Annotated in this window: 16 protein-coding genes; 12 read left to right on the top strand and 4 right to left on the bottom strand. The window is 42.6% G+C overall.

Annotated features, from left to right (window positions below):
* The first annotated feature begins 74 nt into the window (after positions 1 to 74).
* Entirely contained in the window at positions 75 to 1418 is a 1344-nt protein-coding gene (locus HUJ21_RS14770; protein ID WP_291371072.1) for a DUF5723 family protein, read from the top strand.
* Here the strand turns inward: HUJ21_RS14770 and HUJ21_RS14765 are convergent.
* Positions 1379 to 1528 carry a DUF2256 domain-containing protein gene (locus tag HUJ21_RS14765; RefSeq protein WP_291371070.1) on the bottom strand — a complete coding sequence of 50 codons (150 nt, stop codon included), beginning with the start codon at positions 1526 to 1528 and terminating at the stop codon, positions 1379 to 1381. The two genes, HUJ21_RS14770 and HUJ21_RS14765, sit on opposite strands and share 40 nt — an antisense overlap.
* Before the next feature lie 355 nt (positions 1529 to 1883).
* Here HUJ21_RS14765 and HUJ21_RS14760 point away from each other — a divergent pair, with 355 nt between their 5' ends.
* The 11 genes from HUJ21_RS14760 (at position 1884) to HUJ21_RS14710 (ending at position 17956) form a co-directional block, all read left to right on the top strand.
* On the top strand, positions 1884 to 3401 hold the full coding sequence (locus HUJ21_RS14760) for a DUF4301 family protein (protein ID WP_291371068.1): 1518 nt from the start codon (positions 1884 to 1886) through the stop codon (positions 3399 to 3401).
* Positions 3402 to 3455: 54 nt separating this feature from the next.
* Positions 3456 to 4220 (top strand): DUF1080 domain-containing protein, encoded by a 765-nt coding sequence (locus HUJ21_RS14755; protein ID WP_291371066.1) that lies wholly within the window; start codon positions 3456 to 3458, stop codon positions 4218 to 4220.
* 431 nt (positions 4221 to 4651) lie between these two features.
* Positions 4652 to 7783, top strand: a complete 3132-nt coding sequence (locus HUJ21_RS14750) for a PVC-type heme-binding CxxCH protein (protein ID WP_291371064.1) — start codon at positions 4652 to 4654, stop codon at positions 7781 to 7783.
* Between the two features lies 1 nt (position 7784).
* A complete protein-coding gene (locus HUJ21_RS14745) occupies positions 7785 to 8978 on the top strand; it encodes a VCBS repeat-containing protein (RefSeq protein ID WP_291371062.1) in 1194 nt (397 codons plus the stop codon).
* Positions 8979 to 9656: 678 nt separating this feature from the next.
* Positions 9657 to 12038 (top strand): EcoAI/FtnUII family type I restriction enzme subunit R, encoded by a 2382-nt coding sequence (hsdR, locus tag HUJ21_RS14740; RefSeq protein ID WP_291371060.1) that lies wholly within the window; start codon positions 9657 to 9659, stop codon positions 12036 to 12038.
* A 20-nt stretch (positions 12039 to 12058) separates the two neighbouring features.
* Positions 12059 to 12529, top strand: coding sequence for an IS200/IS605 family transposase (gene tnpA, locus HUJ21_RS14735; protein ID WP_291371058.1), 471 nt, complete (start codon positions 12059 to 12061; stop codon positions 12527 to 12529).
* A gap of 645 nt (positions 12530 to 13174) precedes the next feature.
* The gene (locus HUJ21_RS14730; RefSeq protein ID WP_291371056.1) at positions 13175 to 14614 is read left to right on the top strand and encodes a class I SAM-dependent DNA methyltransferase; all 1440 of its coding nucleotides are present in this window, start codon (positions 13175 to 13177) and stop codon (positions 14612 to 14614) included.
* Complete coding sequence (locus HUJ21_RS14725) at positions 14615 to 16432, top strand: restriction endonuclease subunit S (RefSeq protein ID WP_291371054.1); 1818 nt, start codon at positions 14615 to 14617, stop codon at positions 16430 to 16432. It abuts the gene before it with no gap.
* A 39-nt stretch (positions 16433 to 16471) separates the two neighbouring features.
* Entirely contained in the window at positions 16472 to 17014 is a 543-nt protein-coding gene (locus HUJ21_RS14720) for a hypothetical protein (protein WP_291371052.1), read from the top strand.
* A 4-nt stretch (positions 17015 to 17018) separates the two neighbouring features.
* The gene (locus HUJ21_RS14715) at positions 17019 to 17501 is read left to right on the top strand and encodes a helix-turn-helix transcriptional regulator (RefSeq protein WP_291371051.1); all 483 of its coding nucleotides are present in this window, start codon (positions 17019 to 17021) and stop codon (positions 17499 to 17501) included.
* A complete protein-coding gene (locus HUJ21_RS14710; protein ID WP_291371049.1) occupies positions 17498 to 17956 on the top strand; it encodes a preprotein translocase subunit SecB in 459 nt (152 codons plus the stop codon). The genes HUJ21_RS14715 and HUJ21_RS14710 overlap by 4 nt, the downstream gene beginning before the upstream one ends.
* A 115-nt stretch (positions 17957 to 18071) precedes the next feature.
* Here the strand turns inward: HUJ21_RS14710 and HUJ21_RS14705 are convergent, their stop codons facing one another.
* The 3 genes from HUJ21_RS14705 to HUJ21_RS14695 form a co-directional block, all read right to left on the bottom strand.
* Positions 18072 to 19535 carry a TIR domain-containing protein gene (locus HUJ21_RS14705; RefSeq protein ID WP_291371047.1) on the bottom strand — a complete coding sequence of 488 codons (1464 nt, stop codon included), beginning with the start codon at positions 19533 to 19535 and terminating at the stop codon, positions 18072 to 18074.
* A gap of 227 nt (positions 19536 to 19762) precedes the next feature.
* Complete coding sequence (locus HUJ21_RS14700; protein ID WP_291371045.1) at positions 19763 to 19987, bottom strand: hypothetical protein; 225 nt, start codon at positions 19985 to 19987, stop codon at positions 19763 to 19765.
* 15 nt (positions 19988 to 20002) lie between these two features.
* Positions 20003 to 20852: sulfatase-like hydrolase/transferase (locus HUJ21_RS14695; protein ID WP_291371043.1), on the bottom strand; the 850-nt coding region annotated here is incomplete at its 5' end.

The raw sequence follows: 20852 nt of genomic DNA, 5'->3' as shown, positions 1-20852 counted from the left end.
TCATTAATTCCCTTAAAATAATTAATTTTGGGAAATTTTTGACATCTGTAAAAGCTTTCAATCAGCAGTAAAACATGAAAAAAGCAGCGCTCATTTACTTTTTATTTATCACAACGCTACCTGTGCTGGGCCAACAAGGATTTTATGGAATTCAAAACAGCCAGCGCAAGGGTATGGTCAATGCGTTGATGAATCCGGCGGAATTAAACAGCCTTTCAAAGAAAGTTGAAGTGACTTTTTTCTCTGCTGATGCGTCTTTAAGCAACAACGTTCTATCCTATCAGGATATTTTGGATGATCCCGACCAATGGGAAACCATCTTTCAAAATATCTCAGAACCAGTTAACCTAAGAACAGATTTTTCAATTATGGGTCCGTCTGTTGGCCTTCGGATAGACAAGTGGTCCTTTGGTTTCACATCTCAGTTAAAAGGTAAGGCAGATATCATTGATTTCAACCCCGATCTGGGCGATGCAATAGTGACAGAGAGTATCTCGGGAAACAACAGCCAAACCGTACTGAATATACCTTATAACCAACGCCTCAATACCATAGGGTGGATGGAGTTGGGATTAATGGTTGGAACCAGCCTGATAGACAATGATTTACATGCTTTATCAATTGGGGGTCATTTTAAAGCCCTGTTTCCCGGCACCTACGCCAATTTGGGATTGGATGAAATCCAGGCCACTCTGGTGAGTGAATCCGACCAAATCAGTCTGACGAATGCCACTGGAGCCCTAAATTTGTCTTATGACGAAAGGTGGGACAGCAACAATGGCAATGCCTTTGATCAAAACCTGTGGCAGGGCCTTTCGCCAAACGGTTTTGCCATGGACCTGGGGGTAAATTACCAGTTAAGAACGTTTGGGAGAACTTTTCTCAATACGGGGCTATCCCTAAAAAACCTCGGAAGCATGACAGCCCCACAGGATCAAATAACACGCAATTATTCCATGAACATTCCCCAGAATGAATTCTTTAGAATTGATAATTTAGAGGGAGATGTGGCTGACATTGAACAGCAATTGATTGACAGCGGGTATTTTACCATTGACAGGGAGAGCTCTCTTACCAAGATCAACTTACCCCAACTTCTGGCAGCTTATGTAGAATTTAGCCCTGTAAAACAATTTCAGGTATCTCTTTATGCGCAAAAAAGAATGGCAAATGAAAATGGAAACCAGCAATTAAGCGGTCCTGATCTGCTTGTATTGACCCCAAGATTGATATTGGGCAAACTGGAAATATATTCTCCCTGGATGCAACATCAGGTTGCTGGCCTGACTGGAGGGTTTGGTTTGCAATATGGTGGCTTTTTTGTGGGTAGCCATTCCTTGGTTACAGGCTTAATTGCCAACAGTAACCGGGCAGATGTTCATGCTGGACTATCCTGGGGCTTTGGCCGCAATGATTGACACTTTTTGGAGCAATATTTCACCTGTTCCCAGTCTTTTTTCCACTTTTTTCGCCAGGTAAAAGGCCGGCCACAAACCAGGCAGGCCTTTTGGGGTTTTGGTTTTTTCATGGTACTCATATGAGAATCTTAACTCCTTCTCCTGGTATTATTTCCGATAATCTTTTCACTTTCCTCTCAGTCATGCTGTCATTTTTCACAGCTATCACGACAGCCTCAGGTTTTTTTAGCCTGCCCATGCAGGTCAGAAAATTAGATCCTATAGCTATTCAAAGCCAAATGCAGTTAAAATGTTTATCTTTAATTGTTCATATCTGAATTAAGCTGGTATAAATGCCCAAAATAGAGGTTTATTAAGTACCAAATTAATTGCCCTGCCAGATTTTATCCTCAATATATTGGGCCTTTGACGAATGGATTTGCTATATTGGAAAGTCTTTAAAACCTTTAATTCATTTTTCAATCCATGTTAACCAAAGATCAAAAGCAACAAATCGAGAAACAAGGCATGCCTCTGGAAGTAGTGGAAGAGCAAATCAACAACTTTGAATCCGGATTCCCTTTTCTGGACATCCAAAAAGCTGCTCAAATAGGTGATGGCATAATCGAACTAAATGAGACAAGCCTGCAAAAAGCCCTGGATGATTACCAGGCCAAATCCGGTGAGATGGTAATTGTTAAATTTGTCCCGGCCAGCGGGGCGGCCAGCAGAATGTTTAAAAACCTTTTTTCCTTTCTGGAAAAAAATGATACATCCCTGGATAAGGATGATTTTGTTAAAAAATTCATCTCGGAAATCAAATCATTTGCCTTTTATGAGGATTTGGATCAAAGCCTGAAGAGCGCCGGCAGCAGCCTGAAAGAAACCCTGGAAAACAAAGAATATTCCACCATCATTGCACATCTGTTGGAGGACAAGGGTTTGGGTTATGGTAATTTACCCAAAGGTTTATTAAAATTTCACAACTATCCAGATGGAAGCCGGACACCAGTAGAAGAACATTTTGTGGAAGGAGCACAATATGGTATAGGTAAAGGCAAAACGGTAAGACTTCACTTCACTGTTTCTCCCGAGCACCAAAAGAAATTTGAGGAAAAAGTAGCGACAGTAAAGTCCGCAATGGAAAGTAAATTTGGTGTCCATTTTCACATCAGCTTTTCCCAACAAAAGAAGTCTACGGACACCATTGCCGTGGATTTGGAGAACAAGCCTTTTATGGAAGAAGATGGTTCGATCCTCTTCAGACCTGCCGGCCATGGTGCCTTATTGGAAAACCTCAATGACATAGATGCTGATTTGGTTTTTATCAAGAATATTGACAATGTTGTTCCAGACCGGCTAAAAGACACCACCACTACCTATAAAAAAGCGATCGGAGGCATACTCTTGCATGCACAGGAAAAGGCCTTTAATGCACTCAAAGACCTGGATTTGGCCGTAGATGAAGTTACCGTTGAAAGGGCTTCCAAAGTATTCACCGGAGTAATTGGCGGCAAACTCTCCCCCTCCTTCCCTTCAAAAACACTGCAGGAAAGAGCAGCGCATTTGAGAAAAAAACTCAATCGACCTATCAGGGTTTGTGGAATGGTAGAAAATACGGGAGAGCCAGGTGGAGGTCCTTTTTGGGTAAAAGAAGCAGACGGATCCTTTTCCCTGCAAATTGCTGAAACCGCGCAGCTTGACCTCAACAATGCCTCACAGGAGAAAATTTTCAAATCCTCTACCCACTTTAACCCTACCGATTTGGTCTGTGGCATTAAAGACTATAAGGGAAATGCATTTAATCTGATGGATTTCAGGGATCCAAAAACCGGATTTATTACACAAAAATCAAAAAGTGGAAGGGACTTAAAAGCCCAGGAATTACCGGGGCTTTGGAATGGTTCTATGGCCAATTGGAATTCCATATTTGTGGAAGTACCTCTAATTACCTTTAATCCTGTTAAAACAATCAATGACTTGTTAAGGGATGTGCATCAATAATTTATGCATTCCTATTTTTCCCATAGAATTATTCAAAAAGCTACGATGACTTATATGATCAAATCTCTGACCCTGCTTTTGTTGGGTGTATTAATCAACTTGCCTTCATGGGCCCAAGTCGGTGTGGGTGCGGAAGCCCCAAAAGATGCAGACCAGCTCTTTAACGGTAAAAAACGGTCCCTTCATAAAAACTGGACCTATTGGGAAGGCCCCAGGTTGGCTGCAGAACTCCCCATCAAATGGGAAATTGTACCCGACCCGGTAGAGAAAGGTACAGCTGTCAGCTCCAATGACCCTGCCGGTGCAGGAGGAAAATATGGAGCGGCAGATATCGTTTCCAAGCAGAAATTCACTGATTTCAGGCTTCATGTGGAGTTCTTGATCAAAGAGGAAGGGGGAAATAGTGGCGTATACCTGCAAAACCGTTATGAAATTCAGATCCTGGATGGTGACAGTACAGACCACGGAATGGCCGCCATTATCAATGAAAAAGCAGCCCCCTACAGGGTTTATAACGGTGTCGGAAAATGGAATGCTTACGATATTCGCTTTCGGTCCGCCCGATTTGATGATAGCGGAAACCTATCTGAAAAGGCCATGACCACCATTTACTTCAATGGAGAAAAAATCCACGAAAACGAATCTATCTCGCAAGTATGGGGAGGAGCCAATTCCGGTCTGGACGGAGGCAGGGATGGTGGAAAAGGCATTACCAACCGCCCTGGTGGAATAAAACTTCAGGCAGAGGGACATGAAGTCTTATTCCGGAATATCTGGGTCCAAAGGTTAAATCTGGAAGAACCGGATACTGATTTTTAGTGGGTGCCGATGCGGATTCAGACGCAAGTTGCACTGTTGTATTGTATGTCATTTTAATTTGTAAGCAAAAAGGTTTTCGCCTTTCTACCTGGTTGACTTTGGGATATCGGGAACATTGGCAGTATTTTTGAGAATTAAGTTTTAAAAAATTGTTATGAATTTTAAACGCATATTTGGACCCTTATTGACCATACTCGGATTAGGCGCATTGGTTTACGGGTCCTACCTTTTTTTAGTACCTGAAGATGCTGACTGGAAAACCATTTTGGTCCTCTTCGTATTGGGCTTTGTATTTTTTAGTTCAGGATTAGGCCTTTTAAAAACAACAAAAGACAGGAGTTAGCGACAATTAAAACAGGAAAAAGTTCATTTTTCTTTACCATTAATAAAAAGGAAATCCCGGTTTGTTGTATGTTTGAGGAATAAAGCTTATGTTGAAAGGATTATTACCTTTTTCTCAGCATTGCGAAATGAAAACCCAAAAATTACCTTTAATAGGATTGCTGTTGGTACTACATGCCTGCCAGCAACCCAAACCAGCCCCTTCAACTGTGGAACTTCCCCGGGAACAGGTCTCTACCTACGTAGAAGAAAGTCCTGATCCCATATATGCCGAGCATGTCAGAACCACAAAATTCCAAAGTCCTGAGGAGGAGAAGGCTGATTTCATCCTTCCCCCTGGCTTTGAAGTTACCCTATTTGCATCTGAGCCTGATATCAGTAAACCCATCAATATGGCATTTGATGAAAAAGGCAGGCTTTGGGTAAGTCAGTCATCGGAATATCCCATTAAAGCTGGAGAAGGAGAAGGAAGCGACCGGATTAGTATTTTGGAAGACAGCAATGGTGATGGGAAGGCGGATAAGATCACTCATTTTGCTGATGACCTGAATATTCCCATTGGTATCCAACCTATAAAAGGAGGGGCAATAGGATTCAGCATTCCCAACATTTACCGGTTTTATGATTTGGATGGGGATGACCGTGCTGATAAAAGGGAGGTCCTGCTGGGGCCTTTCGAAACCAAAGATACCCATGGCATGGTCAATAACCTTTTCAGGGGCCTGGATGGTTGGATACATGCCTCTCATGGGTTCAGCAATGTTTCCACTATTGCCGGTAATGATGGAGATTCCATCCGAATGGTATCGGGTAATACCTTCCGGTTTACAGCAGATGGAAACCGGGTAGAAAAATCCAGCGATGGAAGAATCAATCCCTTCGGGTCTGACCTGGACGAATTGGGCTACCACTATTCTGCAGATTGCCATACCCTGCCTATTTATCAGCTGATCAAGGATGGAAATTATACCCAATGGGGCAAAAAGGAACCTAACCTGGGATTTGCCCCCACCATGATGGACTACGGACTCAATTCCACCGCCTTGTCAGGTCTTGTTTATTACACGGACAATCAATTTCCGGAAGCTTATCAAAACAGCTTTTATTCCGGTGATGTGGTCACCTGCAGGATCAGTCGAAGTACCATAAGTTTTAACGGATCCAGTCCAAAAGCTACCAGACAAGCTGATTTTTTGGTCAGCAAGGACCCCTGGTTCAGGCCGGTGGATATTAAGGTAGGTCCTGATGGAGCACTTTACATCGCTGATTTTTACAACAGCATCATCGGCCATTATGAGGTGCCACTGGATCATCCTGAAAGGGACCGAAACAGCGGAAGAATTTGGAAAATCACCTATAATGGACAGGAAAAAGAAGTCATTGATTGGTCTCAGGCAAGCATGGCAAGATTAATCGAAGCTTTGAAAGACAGGGTACTACACACAAGAATGGTGGCTACGGATGAGTTGGTAGACAGATACGGAAAGGAAGCACTGCCTGCCATTCAGAAAATTGTCAACCATAAAAAAACGCCATCGAGACAATTGGTTCAGGGATTATGGGCACTTCACCGGTTAGAGGAACTGGATGGAGAGAACCTGGAAAAAGCCCTGCAACACCCGGATTTATTGGTGAGGATTCATGCACACCGAATTCTTGGCGACCGCCGGGAGTTCAGTCCCCAACATTTTGAATGGACCCGAAACGGATTGGAAGATGATCAGGCACATATCAGAAGGGTGGCAGCCGAAAACCTAATCATACACCATGACCCGGCCATGGTCCGGCCCATAATGAGCAGCCTGCTCCAAACCAATGATCTGGATAGTCATTTAAAGTATGCGCTAAAACATGCCCTTTTCAGGCATGCACAGCAAGCGGAAATCGCTACAGTTCTGGCTGGTGAGTCATGGACAGGTGAGGAGGTGGAAATGACAGCCCTGGTTTTTTCAGATGTGCAATCCCGAATAGCAGGGGAGTATTTGTTGCGCTACCTGCAAAACCAAAGCCCTCCTGAAAAACGGGTTCTGCCCTATCTCACAGCCATAGCAAGTAATCTTCCAGCCTCGAGAATGGAAATGGTGGTTCAGCTTGCCCAAAAATTAAAGAGTCATGGTATATTCGACTACCAGAAAGCTAAAGCCCTGAACCAGGGATTAACCTTTCAGGGGATGGATTGGCCTGAACCGGTCAAAAACTGGAATCTAACCCTTAGCGATAAAATACTCAGTGATTTAACGGACAAATCCAACAACTGGTCTGAATCAGAAATTGATCAGTTGAATTTCGCCACTGAAATTTCCAGACAGCTACGAATAAAATCCCACATTCCTCGCCTTCAATCATTGGTCGATAAAAATTATCTGGACGAAAATGTCCGCATTGCTGCCGCCAGAGCCTTGATGGAAACCGAACCCAAAAGCCAGGCCAGCTTTCTGCAAAAAAACCTGTACAATATTGAAAACACCTTGAGTTTTCGCCAAAAGATAGCAACGGTCCTGAATATGGATCAAAGCCAACAAACCAGGGAAATACTCGGTGAGGGAATGAACAATGCCCCACAGGAATTACAGGAAACCATCGCAGCCCTACTTGCTACCAACAGGGAAGGGAAAAGTGACTTGATAGCCATCATAAGAGCTGGAAAAGCACCTGCCAGAATTTTAAAACAAAGAACCGTAGAAGAAAACTTCCTGGCCAATGCTTCGGAGGTACAACTAGAAGCTTTTCAACTGCTGACGGAAAATTTATTACCTATCAGCGAAGAAAGGCAGCAGCTGATTGCAGAACGGGTAGAAAACTTTGAGCAAGGCAATGGACAAGTACTCTCCGGACGGACATTGTATGAGCAGCATTGCAGCATGTGCCACCGGATTGAAGAAGGCGGAGCCATGATCGGCCCCCAATTGGACGGCATTGGCAATTGGGGGCTAACTGCCCTGGCTACCAAAGTATTGGATCCGAATCGAAACATTTCCGAAAACTTCCGTACCTATACCTTAAAACTCAAAAATGGCCAAACCCGCTCCGGGCTCTTCAGACGGGAGGAAGGGCAGGTAATCGTGATGGCAGACCAGAGCGGACAGGAATTTTCGGTTCCCAAAAACGATATTGCCGAACAAACCGCCTCCACCATTACCCTGATGCCCGATTATTTCAGCACTACATTGAATCAGGAACAGTTCAACGATTTAATGAATTACCTACTTAGCCTTAGATAAGATGTTTATTCCAGCCCCCCTATCCAGCAAAATTGCAGCATCACTAATCATCCTGATTGGAACGATTTTGCTCCCACCCTCTATGGGGCAGGATGCATCCGGTGTTCCAGCTTCCGAGATTTCGTTTCGGAAACATACCCTAAGCAATACCTTCCTGGCAGAAGGAGCAGCCATAGGCGATGTCAATCAGGATGGATTGATGGACGTAATGGCCGGGGCCTATTGGTTTGAGGCACCGGATTGGACCCCACACGAACTGGAAGTGCCACAGGAATTCCAGTACGACAAGGGTTACAGCAATGCCTTTATCAGTTATGGCATGGATGTCAATCAGGACGGATGGGTTGATTTTGTCCGCATTGGCTTTCCCGGTAAAGAGGTACAATGGTTTGAAAATCCAAAAAACAAACCCGGTCACTGGGAGGTCCACCTGATTCACGAATCGCTAGGCAATGAATCTGCAGGGTTTTTCGATGTGGACAAAGACGGCATCAAGGACCTTGTAGGCAGCATTCCGGAGACGGGAGAAATGGTCTGGTTCAGGGCACCTTCCCGCCCGGATGATCTGGCATGGAAAAAATACCCGATCAGTGAAAAGAAAAGTCCGGGAACTGCCCAATTTTCCCACGGCCTGGGGATGGGGGATATCAATGGGGATGGGAGAAAGGACCTGCTCATCACCGGGGGCTGGTGGGAAGCACCCGAAGACCCTACCAAAGGCCCCTGGGAATTTCATGCTGCTAATCTGGGGGAACCGGCAGCACAAATGTATGTGCAGGATTTTAATGAAGACGGTCTCCCGGATGTGGTTTCCTCCTCCGCCCATAAATTGGGTATCTGGTGGCACGAACAAAAAAAATCGGGACAATGGGAAACCCACCTGATTGACGATTCTTTTACCCAAACCCATGGACTGGAACTGGTCGATATGAATGGGGACGGGCATCCGGACCTGGTAACTGGCAAACGGTACTTTGCCCATATGGGCAATGATCCCGGCGAATACGACACGCCCTATTTATCCTGGTACGCCTTTACCCCGGGACCGGAACCCCAATGGACCCAGCAGGTGATCGATAAAGACTCCGGTGTTGGGGTACATGTGATTACAGCCGATTTTAATGGCAATGGGTTGATCGATGTGGTGGTGGCCAACAAGAAAGGGGTTTTTGTGTTTGAACAAGTGAGGGAGTAATGGGAAGCTCCAAGAAAGGCTGATCCAGCAGGCAGGCCTTGCTTTTTGTCCTTTCACGGTGACGAACGGCGGCTTACCTATGACCTTGTCTTTACCGCTGTCTAACAGCTAAGACTTATCCTACTGCTCGATTAAGAGCACAGGAAGCCCATCTTCAAATTCATCGACAAGATGCTCACCAACAAAAAATTCAAAGACTTCTTCCAGAAAAATGTGGCAGCGCTATAAATTCGAAAAGCCCGGACTTGCCGGGCTTTTTTTTTAAAAACTTGCTCTACCTTTTAGGATGTCAACCATATAATCAGCTCCCTCACTACCGTTATAAATCCTACTACTATTAGAGCGTAAATAAACAGGTTTCTACCAATCTTATGAATTGCATTAAATTTATGGACACCTACTTTATCTCTCCGGATAATCCGAAAGTAGAGATATGCGCCCGAAATGAAAATCAATAACCCTATAAAAATCATCATCAATTTTTTACTGCAATGATGTCGTATTTGGTGAGCCTTGTTTGCCTGACATTATTTCACCACTTAGGACAACCTAATTATTTTGTTATTAAAATTTAGGAGTAAATCTACTATAGATTTTCAACACATTCCAACTCATAAATTTTCTTTTAGGGGATTAACTAATATATTTAGACATGAATCCAATGTCGATTTTTTTACAATGTATAAGAAAGGCCTAAGCGAAAGGGACATTTGCACTAAATTCATCACTCCGGCACTGAAAAAAGCAGGTTGGGATATCCAAAAGCAAATTCGTGAAGAAGTGTTTTTTACCGACGGACGAATCATCGTTCAAGGTGCGCTTCATACTCGTGGAATAAGAAAAAGGGCTGACTACATTCTCTATTACAAAAACAATATCCCTCTTGCCATTATCGAGGCCAAGGACAATAAGAAAGGAGTAGGTTCCGGGATGCAGCAAGCACTGGAATATTCCGAAATACTTCAATTGCCCTTTGTCTTTACTTCAAACGGTGATGCTTTTGTTTTTCATGACAAAACCAACGCCGATATAAGAGAAAAGGAAATCCCTTTAGATGAATTCCCCTCTCCCACTACGCTTTGGGAAAAATACCTGAAATTCAAAAATATTGAAAAGCCAAAGGAGCGTGAAATCGTAGAGCAAGATTATTATGTCGATGATTCCGGCATGAACTTAAGGTACTATCAGGCCAATGCGGTCAACAGAACGATTGAATCCATTGCTAAAGGACAAAATAGAATTCTGCTGGTCATGGCTACCGGAACAGGAAAAACGTACACCGCTTTCAACTTGATCTGGAGACTTTGGAAAACAGGGATCAAAAAACGAATTCTTTTTCTGGCGGATCGAAATGCCTTACTCACCCAGACCAAAAACGGGGACTTCTCCCCTTTTGGAAATGATATCATGCATATCATCAAAAACCGCAAAATTGACAAATCTTATCAAATATACTTTGCGCTGTATCAAGGATTGACCAGCAATGAAGAAGAGAAAAATGCCTACAAAGAATTCAGCAGGGACTTTTTTGACCTGATTGTAGTGGATGAGTGCCACCGGGGTTCGGCCTCAGAAGCCTCCGCCTGGCGGGAAATCCTGGACTACTTCCAGGGAGCCACACAGATTGGTATGACTGCCACGCCCAAGGAAACCAAAGACATCTCCAATATGGATTATTACGGAGAACCTGTCTACACCTATTCACTCAAACAGGGGATAATGGATGGTTTTCTGGCTCCTTATAAGGTCGTAAGAATCACCACCAACCTGGATGAAGGTTGGAGACCATCTTCGGGAATGTTGGACAAATTTGGCCATGAAATCAAAGACCGGATTTACAACCTGAAAGATTACGACCGTAAAATGGTCATCGATCAGCGGACGCAACTCATCGCAAATAAGGTGACGGAATTCTTAAAAGCAACCGATAGGTTTGCCAAAACCATTGTCTTTTGCATTGATATAGAACATGCCCAACGCATGCGACAGGCTTTGATCAATGCCAATGCTGATTTAGTAACAAAGCACCCTTACTATGTGGTCAAAATCACGGGAGATGATGAGATAGGGAAAGGCGAGTTGGATAACTTTTTGGATGTGGAAGAACGCTTCCCCGTCATCGCTACCACATCCAAAATGCTAACTACGGGTATGGATACCAAAATGGTCAAACTGATCGTACTTGAAGCGAATATTGCTTCGATGACGGAATTCAAGCAGATCGTAGGAAGAGGTACAAGAATCCGGGAAGCCGAGGGAAAGCTGTTTTTTACCATTATGGATTTCCGAAAAGCCACCAACCTTTTTGCCGATCCCGATTTCGATGGGGAACCCGTTCAGATCTACGAACCTGGAATAGAAGATTCTCCGGTACCGCCCGTGTATCCGGAAACCGAAGAAGAAGAAAATACTGATTCAATTGAAGATACTGATCCTCCCGGATTAGAGACTCCCCCTCCTGGTATTGGGATACCTGACCCTGACCCGGAGGCAGAACCTAAAAAGTACTATGTCAACGACGTAGAAGTAGCTGTCATCAATCAGCGAATCCAATATTTTGGAGCAGATGGCCGATTGATCACCGAATCATTGAAAGATTATACCCGAAAAAATATGGATCAACATTTCGGGTCTTTGGATGCCTTTATTCAGCGCTGGACAGCAGCTGAGAAGAAGGAAATTCTACTGGCAGAATTGGCTGAGCAGGGCATTTTACTGGAGGCACTTCGGGAAGAAATTGGGAAAGAAATGGACGATTTTGACCTGATCTGTCATATTGCCTTTGACCAGCCCGCACTTACCCGAAAAGAACGCGCCGAACAGGTACGCAAAAGCAACTACTTTGCCAAATACAGTGAAAAAGCCCAGGCCGTGCTGAATGCACTCCTGGACAAATATGAACAAGAGGGAATCACGACCATCGAACAGGGAGCTATTCTTAAAATACAACCCATCAACCAATTGGGATCTCCGGTGGAATTGGTCAGGGCATTTGGCAAGGGAAAAGATTTTGAGCAAGCAATAAAAGAATTGGAAAAGGAAATTTATCAGACAGCTTAAAAGAATAATTTGACCGGCTTATGAGCACCTATTCACAAATTTATATTCAGGTGATATTCGCTGTTAAAGGGCGAACTAGTTTGATTGGTGCCTCTTGGGAGGAGGAATTATTTAAATACATCACAGGAATCATCACCAATAAGGATCAGAAACTGCTTGCAATTAACGGCATGCCGGACCATATTCATATCCTAATCGGAATGAAGCCCGCATGCTGCCTGTCCGATCTTGTAAGGGAGGTTAAAAAGGCATCCAATGCTTTTGTCAAAGAAAAGAAATTTGTCAAGTATAAATTTGATTGGCAAGAGGGTTATGGGGCATTCTCTTATTCTCATTCCGCTTTAGATAATGTGATTGCCTACATCCAAAATCAAAAAGAGCATCACAAGAAAAAAACATTCAAGCAAGAATACATTGGGTTTTTGAAAAAGTTTCAAGTGGAATACGAAGAAAAATATTTATTTGAATGGATAGATGATATAGAAAATTAATTCATTCCAATCCATTTAATAATTAAACGGATTGGTAATAAATCAGACCTCGAAGAGGTAACATGTGTATAGAAATGGCGTTTACGCCCGAACAAATGCGACCCCGTCGGGGTCGTCTCGTTCATTAACATCTTGTTGCTATAAACATGCGATCCCCTTGGGATCGGAATGGACAGAAAATGAAGAACAAGACCTCGGAGAGTCAAATGTTTATAGGATTCGTGTAATAGACGAATCAATTCGACCCCGACGGGGTCGTACCGTTCGACGCCGTAATGTATCTATAAACATTTGATCCCGCTGGGATCGATATTGACGTAAACGAACTAATTGACCTCAAAGAGGTCATATGTTTATAGCAAGTCGTCTTGTGCGAATTAATACGACCCCGACGGGGTCGTACCGTTCGATGCCGTAATTTATCTATAAACATGCGATCCCTTTGGGATCAATTTGCATCTTTGGAATTGATTAAAATTGCCAATGTAAAACTGACCTCAAAGAGGTCATATTTTTATAGCAAATGTGGTTTTCCACGGATTAATGCGACCCCGACGGGGTCGTACCATTCGATGACTTCATATTGCTGAAAACATGTGATCCCGTTTGAATCAAACATTAACAAAAAAGAATACAAAAAAATAAATGACTACAATCACCACCAATGTCAAAGGCATCCGCGACATCATGCGGAAAGACACAGGAGTAGACGGGGATGCACAGCGCATCTCGCAGATGGTCTGGATGCTTTTTATGAAGATTTTTGCAGATAAGGAAGAAGAATGGGAAATCACCATAGAAAATTACCAAAGCCCCATCCCAGACCCATTCAAATGGCAAAACTGGGCAGCCAATGAAGAAGGACTGACCGGAGATGCCCTGATGGACTTTGTCAACAATGAGCTTTTTCCGGCCCTTAAAGAACTGGATTTCAGCATCAGTCCTCAGGCCAAAATTATACGGTCTGTCTTTGAAGACACCTACAACTACATGAAAAACGGAACGCTCTTCCGTCAGGTAATCAATCAGATCAACAAAATCGACTTCAACAGTTCCAAAGACCGTCACCTGTTCAACGACCTCTACGAAACGATATTGAAGGAATTACAGTCGGCAGGTTCATCGGGCGAATACTATACGCCTAGGGCGGTGACACAGTTTATGGTGGATATCATCAACCCCCAACTCAAGGAAACCGTCCTCGACCCGGCTTGCGGGACGGGTGGCTTCCTTACCTGCACCATAGACCACAAGAAAAAACTGGTCCAAAACGAGCAGGACGAACGCGACCTTCAGGCAACCATCAGAGGGATCGAGAAAAAGCCCCTACCCCACTTGCTCTGCACCACCAACCTGATGCTGCATGGCTTCGATGTGCCTGCGGTGCGCAGAGATAACCTCCTCAACAAACCTTATGCGGATTGGGGAGCGAGTGATAAGGTGGATATTATCCTGACTAATCCTCCTTTTGGCGGTGTGGAAGAAGATGGTACTGAAACCAATTTCCCACAGAAGTTCCGGACCAAGGAAACTGCTGATCTATTCCTGGCCCTGATCATCCGCTTGCTGAAAGACGGTGGTAGATGTGCCGTGGTCTTACCGGATGGAACGCTTTTCGGGGAAGGGGTGAAAACCCGTATCAAAGAAGAACTGATGGCCCGCTGCAACCTGCACACCATTGTGCGTCTTCCCAATGGCGTATTCAATCCCTATACAGGTATTAAGACCAATTTGCTTTTCTTTGAAAAAGGAAGCCCTACCAAAGACATTTGGTACTTTGAGCATCCCTATCCGGATGGTGTCAAGAGCTACAACAAGGGCAAACCGATTCATATCACCGAATTTGACCTGGAAAAAGCCTGGTGGAATGACCGGGAAAATGAGGACTATACCCAATATGCCTGGAAGGTCTCTGTGGAGGAAATCAAAAACCGGGGATACAACCTGGACATCAAAAATCCCCATCAGGCCGCGGATGACCTGGAAAGTCCGGAAGTCCTGCTAAAGCGATACCAAGCCACCGAAAAAAAGATCTCCGAGATTCAGGAGGAGATTGTCAAGGTATTAACAGAAGCCCTCAGATAAATGATGCATTTATTAGAACATTTTAAGGAACTGACGGTGCATCCCAAAAATGCGGAAAAGTTGAAAGGCTTGATCTTGCAACTCGCCGTGCAAGGGAAACTGACCCAGAAATGGCGCTCCCTTCGACAGGCTCAGGGACCGCCTCTCGAACCTGCTTCTTTACTTTTGGAAAAGATCAGAGCCGAAAAAGAAGAAATGATCAAAGCTGGAAAGATCAAAAAAGAAAAACCACTTCCAAGTATTGAAGAGGCTGAGATTCCAGGTTCTCTGCCTAATGGTTGGAAGTGGTGTAAATTGGGCAACTCTGGCTATACTCAAACAGGCAGTACTCCACCTAAAAACGATTTTACTAATTATGGCAATTTTATTCCTTTCTTAGGGCCTGGTGATATTTCAAATCAATGGATGAAGTATCCAAAAGGAGGGCTTTCAGAGAAGGGGATTAAAATCGGGAGATTAATTCCAAAAGGTTCGTTAATGATGGTTTGCATTGGAGGAAGCATTGGCAAGTGTAATATCAATGATATGGATGTTAGTTGTAATCAACAAATTAATACAGTTTCTCCTCTTATTATCCCACCTGATTATATCAAAACTGTATGTCAAGCACCTTTTTTTCAAAAGGAAGTTTGGGTAAAATCATCTGGTTCAGCAACACCAATTATTAACAAAGGGAAATGGGAGAATATCATTATTCCCATCCCTCCTCTTGAAGAACAAAAAGCGATTGTAGCAACCGTCAATCAACTCTTTGCCGAAGTTGAGCAATTGGAAGCCTTGACCAAGGAGCGAATAAAGTTGAAGACTGACTTTGTGACTTCGGCCTTGAATCAGTTGACCAAAGCGGCAGAACAGGATGTGGCAAGCCATTGGTCATTTATCCAACAACAGTTTGGCACCTTCTTTACCGAAAAATCAACCATCAAAAAACTCCGGGAAACCATATTGCAATTGGCGGTGCAGGGGAAGCTGACGCATCATTGGCGAACCCTTCGACAAGCCGAGGGAAAACCAATCAAATCTGCTTCCGACCTGCTAGAAAAAATCAAAGCTGAAAAAGGAGAGTTGATAAAAGCCGGAAAAATCAAAAAGGAAAAGCCACTCCCTGAAATTTCGGAAGAGGAGATTCCTTATGACTTGCCGGAGGGGTGGGTTTGGTGTAGGTTTGGGGAATTAATTATTGATATTGAAGCTGGGAAGAGCCCAAAATGTCTTCCAGAAACTGCGAATTTCGATGAATGGGGAGTAATAAAAATGAGTGCTATCTCATGGGGCGCTTTTAACGGAAAAGAAAACAAAGCACTTCCGAAGGATGAAACACCTTTTGAAGACAAGGAGATAAAACCAGGCGATTTCATTTTAACCAGAGCCAATACGAGTGATTTAATTGCGAAAAGTGTCATTGTGCCAGATAGCGTTAGAGCAAAATTGTTGTTAAATGATAAAACTTTAAGGATTAGATTTTCAAATTTAATTTCTCCCGAATTTTTAAACCTTTATAACAATGGTGGACAAGCCCGGGAACACTATAAAAAAGTCTCATCAGGCACGAGTGATTCAATGCAAAATATTTCAAGGGAAAACATAAAACTATTGATTTTGCCGCTTCCACGTTTAGAAGAGCAAAAAGCCATTGTTGAAAAAGTCAATGCCTTAATGACCCTGTGCGATAAACTAGAACAAGAAATAGATATCCATCAAAACACCCAGAAACAATGGATGCAGGGTTGCTTGAGGGAGGTGGTGAAAGCGAAGGCTCCTGATGAACTTCCTTTAAATATGGCCGCAGAGCCTATCCCAAGGTACGGAAATAAATAAGGACTTTGGAACGATTTTGTAAACTTATAGGTTGACAATATGAAAGTTATTTGTATATTTGAGCATTCAAAAAATTGCCTTTATGCAGTAAAGTATGAAGGGAGTGAGCAGGATGCGCTGGATATACTGCAGGAAAAATGGGCGGATCCGGAAGATTTGCGTCTATTTTTCAAACAATACAAAAGAGACTATGAATCGTATTATGGTAAAGCTACACTTAGCCAAATCGTCGAGAAAGCAATCGAAGATGCAGATGCTTTATTTGAAACCCTATTCAAATTGGCCGAAGATGTATCAGGAAAGCATCTAAGCGAATTTTTTAAACCATTACACAAAAAGGAAGCTGGAACAGCTTATGAACTACAACAACTTAAAGCTTACGGTACTCAAAGCAACTCGTTCCTGAGGATTTACGCCATCCGGTATGCTAACTCGTTTGTCATCACAGGTGGTGCGATCAAGTTGACCGATCAGATGAAGGATCGGAAGCACACAAAGAAGGAACTATATAAGCTTAATATGGTGAGGGAGTACCTGCAGGAGAAAGGTGAAGAAGGGGAGTTCGTTTACTTAGATATTTAAAACCATGAGCAAGACAGAAGAAAAGATAAAAATTCTGGCGGCAGAGAATGCTGCTTCCGGTTGGAAGGAAAAAGTTGCTTTTAGATTAGCAAATAAAGCATGGCTCAAAAAGTCAACCCGGATTTCCTTGCGGATATTGGATGCCCTTGACGATAAAGGCTGGAATCAAACTGACCTTGCCAATGCTTTGGGTGTCAGTCGGCAGCAGGTGAGCAAATTGGTAAAGGGGGCGAATGATTTCAAGCTTTCAACAATTGCAAAGCTGGAAGAAGTCCTAGAGATACGGTTACAGGTTATTTTGGCAGAAAACGAACAAATAGTAACTGAAGAAATGATTTGTGACCGAGTGAACCAAGAAATCATGGATTACCATCGTAAATGGGCCCTAACTCAGCAATATTTTAGTTTAAAACAACAAAAAACCAATCCTCAATTAGTAATGGCCGTAGAGCCCTCAAGTGAGGATGATTATGCCAAAGCAGGATGAAAGCAAAATTTTCTCCGTTACAGTTATTGGATTTCAAACTACTTCAATCTCACTATGGATATGAAGTAACTGAACAGGACAACCTGGATTTGCAGGAACTATTTTCCACCTATTCAGTAGAAATTAATTTTGAAATGGCCAAATGTGAGGAAAATGAGGAGATACAGCTTCTTACCACCATTGAAGTTAACCAAGACAAAGAAAATCCAAAACCGGGGTACCAAATTATGGTAGAAGGAGGAGCAACATTTAAACTCAAAGACGCTGAAAATATCGAGGAGAGGTTAAGGAATAACTTATCTCAGTTTTCTACCCTGAATATGATAATCAATAACCTTCGAAATATCATTTTTCAAATTACCAATCTGGGCCCGATGGGCGGATATCTACTTCCTCCAATCGACATCACTAAGCTTTTACAGGATAAAGCAGATTTGCAGGATAAAAAGCAATAGTTTATTCTATTTGAATTTGGAATATATTGGTAAAAATTCTGAGCGTTGTAAGATAGATTAATTATTATATGTATAGGTTAATATGCTGAACAAGGGCTCACATTTATTAATTTAATTAATATTCAGTTCCAATTTTATCTGGATCAATGACTTGAAAAATCTCTAACACCCTATCCCGTCTTCCAGAGAAACCAAATTGCAACGAACTATTATTATCGGTCTTTAATTCATTTAATTTTCGCTTGAAACTTTCTATATCACTAAAACCAAAAACATTTTTTACTTTTTGAAAATGTTTTCTTGAAACCATTCGATACAATATCTCAATTTTGCCTACCTCTCTATAACGCGCTTGTTCGAAATAAATATAAAGATCAGGAACCCAATACTTCCCTTTTAGTACTGCGACATAATGGCATAAAAGATCAGCTTCTACTAATTCTTGCTTAGAAACTTGCTTAACTAACCTTGACGTAAACAAGTGACCTAGTGGTGAAGGGTATCTTTGCTGTTCAATATGCTCATAATATTGAATCAAATCTTCATTTGATTTTGAAAGAAAAAATGTAAAATTCTTACCTTCATTTTTATAATTATCTCTGTCCTTTGTGAAATATAATGAAGAGAATAGGTTCTCCAAAAATCCATATGACCTATATTTTAAAGCCAATGCAACGACGTAAAGGAAAAATTCATGAATTGCTATTAGAAAACCCTCATATTGATAGGCATAATGGGAGCCGCTGCCTTTACTATTCAAAAGAAGCGTCATCTTCTCAAAAAAAGAAATTATTAAATCAAATTCAAACTTTATTTCGGAACGAATGATTTTTTGAAAAAATAAAACAAAATCATTTCTTATTGGAGTATATTCGTTTACAAAATTAACGAGAGACTTACCAGCATCAGACCTATATTTACCTACACTAGATATTTCAAGTTGACTTATTTCATCAAAAACACTTTCCAAAAATTCTTGAATTAACCCATTTAACCTTTCTGGATGCCGATCCAATTGATTATCCAGCCGCCTAACGGCAATTGAAGTTTTGAAGGTGTTTACTGAATCCTGAACCAAGAATTTTGGAGGATTACCTAAAGCTGGTTTTGAAATTGAAGGTCTGTTAAATAGATTCCTTAAAAGCTCTTCATAATTGAATTCAAAAGTACTTTCATCAGATAGATCAAAGTACAATCTGCTTTGAAGATAAACAGGCAAAATAGCCTTCCCATCATCATCCTTCTCAGTGACAATTGGAATAAATTTTTCCTGATCACTCTTTTTATAAAGTCCTGGGGTAATAATCTCGGTTTCGGTTCCTACACCTCCTTTCCTTTCATTAGCTTTTTCAACATAGGTCTTATCAGATACTATTAAAACTTTTTTTATCGCAACATCTGAAACCATTGATTCCATAAATTTATGAAGATCATGACCAGGCTTTAAATCCCATTTATCCAAAACTACATCGACACCGTCGTGGCGGAGCCTATTAGCAAATCTGATTGTCCAATCTTGATGCTTCGGATTTGTTTGACTGTAAGAAATGAATACTTTGATTGCTTCGGGTTGTTCCATTATATTAAAAGAAAATTAACTTTATAAAATATCTTGCCATCAGAAATTATTCATTGTCTCATAAAAATAATCCTTTGCTAATTATATTCTTTCCATTCATTTTCTGGCATCTCATCAAAAGTCTGCCAATTGAGTTCTCAGCCTGCTTACTCCTTGTTCTTCCCATCCCATTGCTTGAAGAAGATGGCCAGGTTGGCCGCTTAACACTGTTCCTGAATATCCAGGACTCAGTCTGGGTTCGTAGGTCTGGCATTGTGACCGCTCTCTCCTCCTACAATGACCCAGTTGATGCCCTTAACCGGAGGATTTTGATTTCTTTTTTCTAAAGAATTATCTCCAGTTATTTTCTCTACTTCTTCCTGGCTGTAGAAGGCTCCCCTCTCCATCTCAGCTTCATCCGATTCTTGGCTGTATTGCTCAATACTGAATGGGCTTTCCAAGAACTTGAGCAAAAAAGCTAATTCAGCCTACCGGTTTTTGATTTCCTCCAGCTGCAACTTAAGTTGTTCCACAACTCCAGGATAATCAGTATACCGGTTTTCTCTCTCGTAAGGGTCCTCCTTTATCCGGTACAACTGTCCCCTGGGACCACCCTTCTCAGGATCAAGTCTGCCCGGATAGGTAAAGCCTCCGGATCCCAGCCCATCGATAAATTTCCATTCCGGAGTCCGGATGGCAAACATACCTGAGGAGGAATGGTGAACCATCTCCGTACGGGACACGAAACCGGTATCTCCCTGCAATACCGGTAAAAAACTATAACTATCCATCGCCGCACCTTCGGGTATTTTTTGATCCACCAGGCCGGCAAAAGTGGCGAAAAGATCGGTAAGACTGACCAGCCCCCGGAATGTTGCTTTTTCCTTTATGCCTTGCGACCAGGAAATCAAAAGCGGAACCCGGTGGCCGCCATCCCAGACATCCCCTTTCTGACCCCGCACTCCCCTGTTAGAATCGTGACCATACAATAAAATCTCTTCTTCCGGCCAATAGGCCCCATTGTCACTGGAAAAAATCAACAGGGTGTTTTCCAGCAATCCCTGACGCTGGAGCTGCTCCTTCACTTTGGCTACCACCTGATCGATATCCATGACAAAATCTCCGTACAGGCCCGCTCCCGATTTACCCTTATGCTCCTCTGAGGGAAGCCAGGGGGTATGGGGCCCGGTCAGCGGCAAATACAAAAAAAACGGGTTGTCTGCCGATTGTCGTTCGATAAAGGCCAAACCCTGAGCGGTAATTTCATCCAGGCAATCTTCACCACGAAACGAGGGCGCCATCTCCCCCTGACGCCACCACACGCCTTTTTCCCAGTAC

The sequence above is a fragment of the Cyclobacterium sp. genome (assembly GCF_014762705.1).
Lineage (GTDB): Bacteria > Bacteroidota > Bacteroidia > Cytophagales > Cyclobacteriaceae > Cyclobacterium.
Note: the sequence above shows the minus strand (reverse complement) of the source record. Positions and strands in the feature narration are given on the sequence as shown.

What these genes read in the sequence shown, in the direction of transcription:
- HUJ21_RS14750 (WP_291371064.1), top strand. Translation starts at nt 4,652, where the DNA reads ATGTTGAAAGGATTATTACCTTTTTCTCAGCATTGCGAAATGAAAACC.
- HUJ21_RS14715 (WP_291371051.1), top strand. Translation starts at nt 17,019, where the DNA reads ATGAGCAAGACAGAAGAAAAGATAAAAATTCTGGCGGCAGAGAATGCT.
- HUJ21_RS14725 (WP_291371054.1), top strand. Translation starts at nt 14,615, where the DNA reads ATGATGCATTTATTAGAACATTTTAAGGAACTGACGGTGCATCCCAAA.
- HUJ21_RS14710 (WP_291371049.1), top strand. Translation starts at nt 17,498, where the DNA reads ATGAAAGCAAAATTTTCTCCGTTACAGTTATTGGATTTCAAACTACTT.
- HUJ21_RS14705 (WP_291371047.1), bottom strand. Translation starts at nt 19,535, where the DNA reads ATGGAACAACCCGAAGCAATCAAAGTATTCATTTCTTACAGTCAAACA.
- HUJ21_RS14760 (WP_291371068.1), top strand. Translation starts at nt 1,884, where the DNA reads ATGTTAACCAAAGATCAAAAGCAACAAATCGAGAAACAAGGCATGCCT.
- hsdR (WP_291371060.1), top strand. Translation starts at nt 9,657, where the DNA reads ATGTATAAGAAAGGCCTAAGCGAAAGGGACATTTGCACTAAATTCATC.
- HUJ21_RS14755 (WP_291371066.1), top strand. Translation starts at nt 3,456, where the DNA reads ATGATCAAATCTCTGACCCTGCTTTTGTTGGGTGTATTAATCAACTTG.
- HUJ21_RS14745 (WP_291371062.1), top strand. Translation starts at nt 7,785, where the DNA reads ATGTTTATTCCAGCCCCCCTATCCAGCAAAATTGCAGCATCACTAATC.
- HUJ21_RS14720 (WP_291371052.1), top strand. Translation starts at nt 16,472, where the DNA reads ATGAAAGTTATTTGTATATTTGAGCATTCAAAAAATTGCCTTTATGCA.
- HUJ21_RS14770 (WP_291371072.1), top strand. Translation starts at nt 75, where the DNA reads ATGAAAAAAGCAGCGCTCATTTACTTTTTATTTATCACAACGCTACCT.
- tnpA (WP_291371058.1), top strand. Translation starts at nt 12,059, where the DNA reads ATGAGCACCTATTCACAAATTTATATTCAGGTGATATTCGCTGTTAAA.
- HUJ21_RS14765 (WP_291371070.1), bottom strand. Translation starts at nt 1,528, where the DNA reads ATGAAAAAACCAAAACCCCAAAAGGCCTGCCTGGTTTGTGGCCGGCCT.
- HUJ21_RS14730 (WP_291371056.1), top strand. Translation starts at nt 13,175, where the DNA reads ATGACTACAATCACCACCAATGTCAAAGGCATCCGCGACATCATGCGG.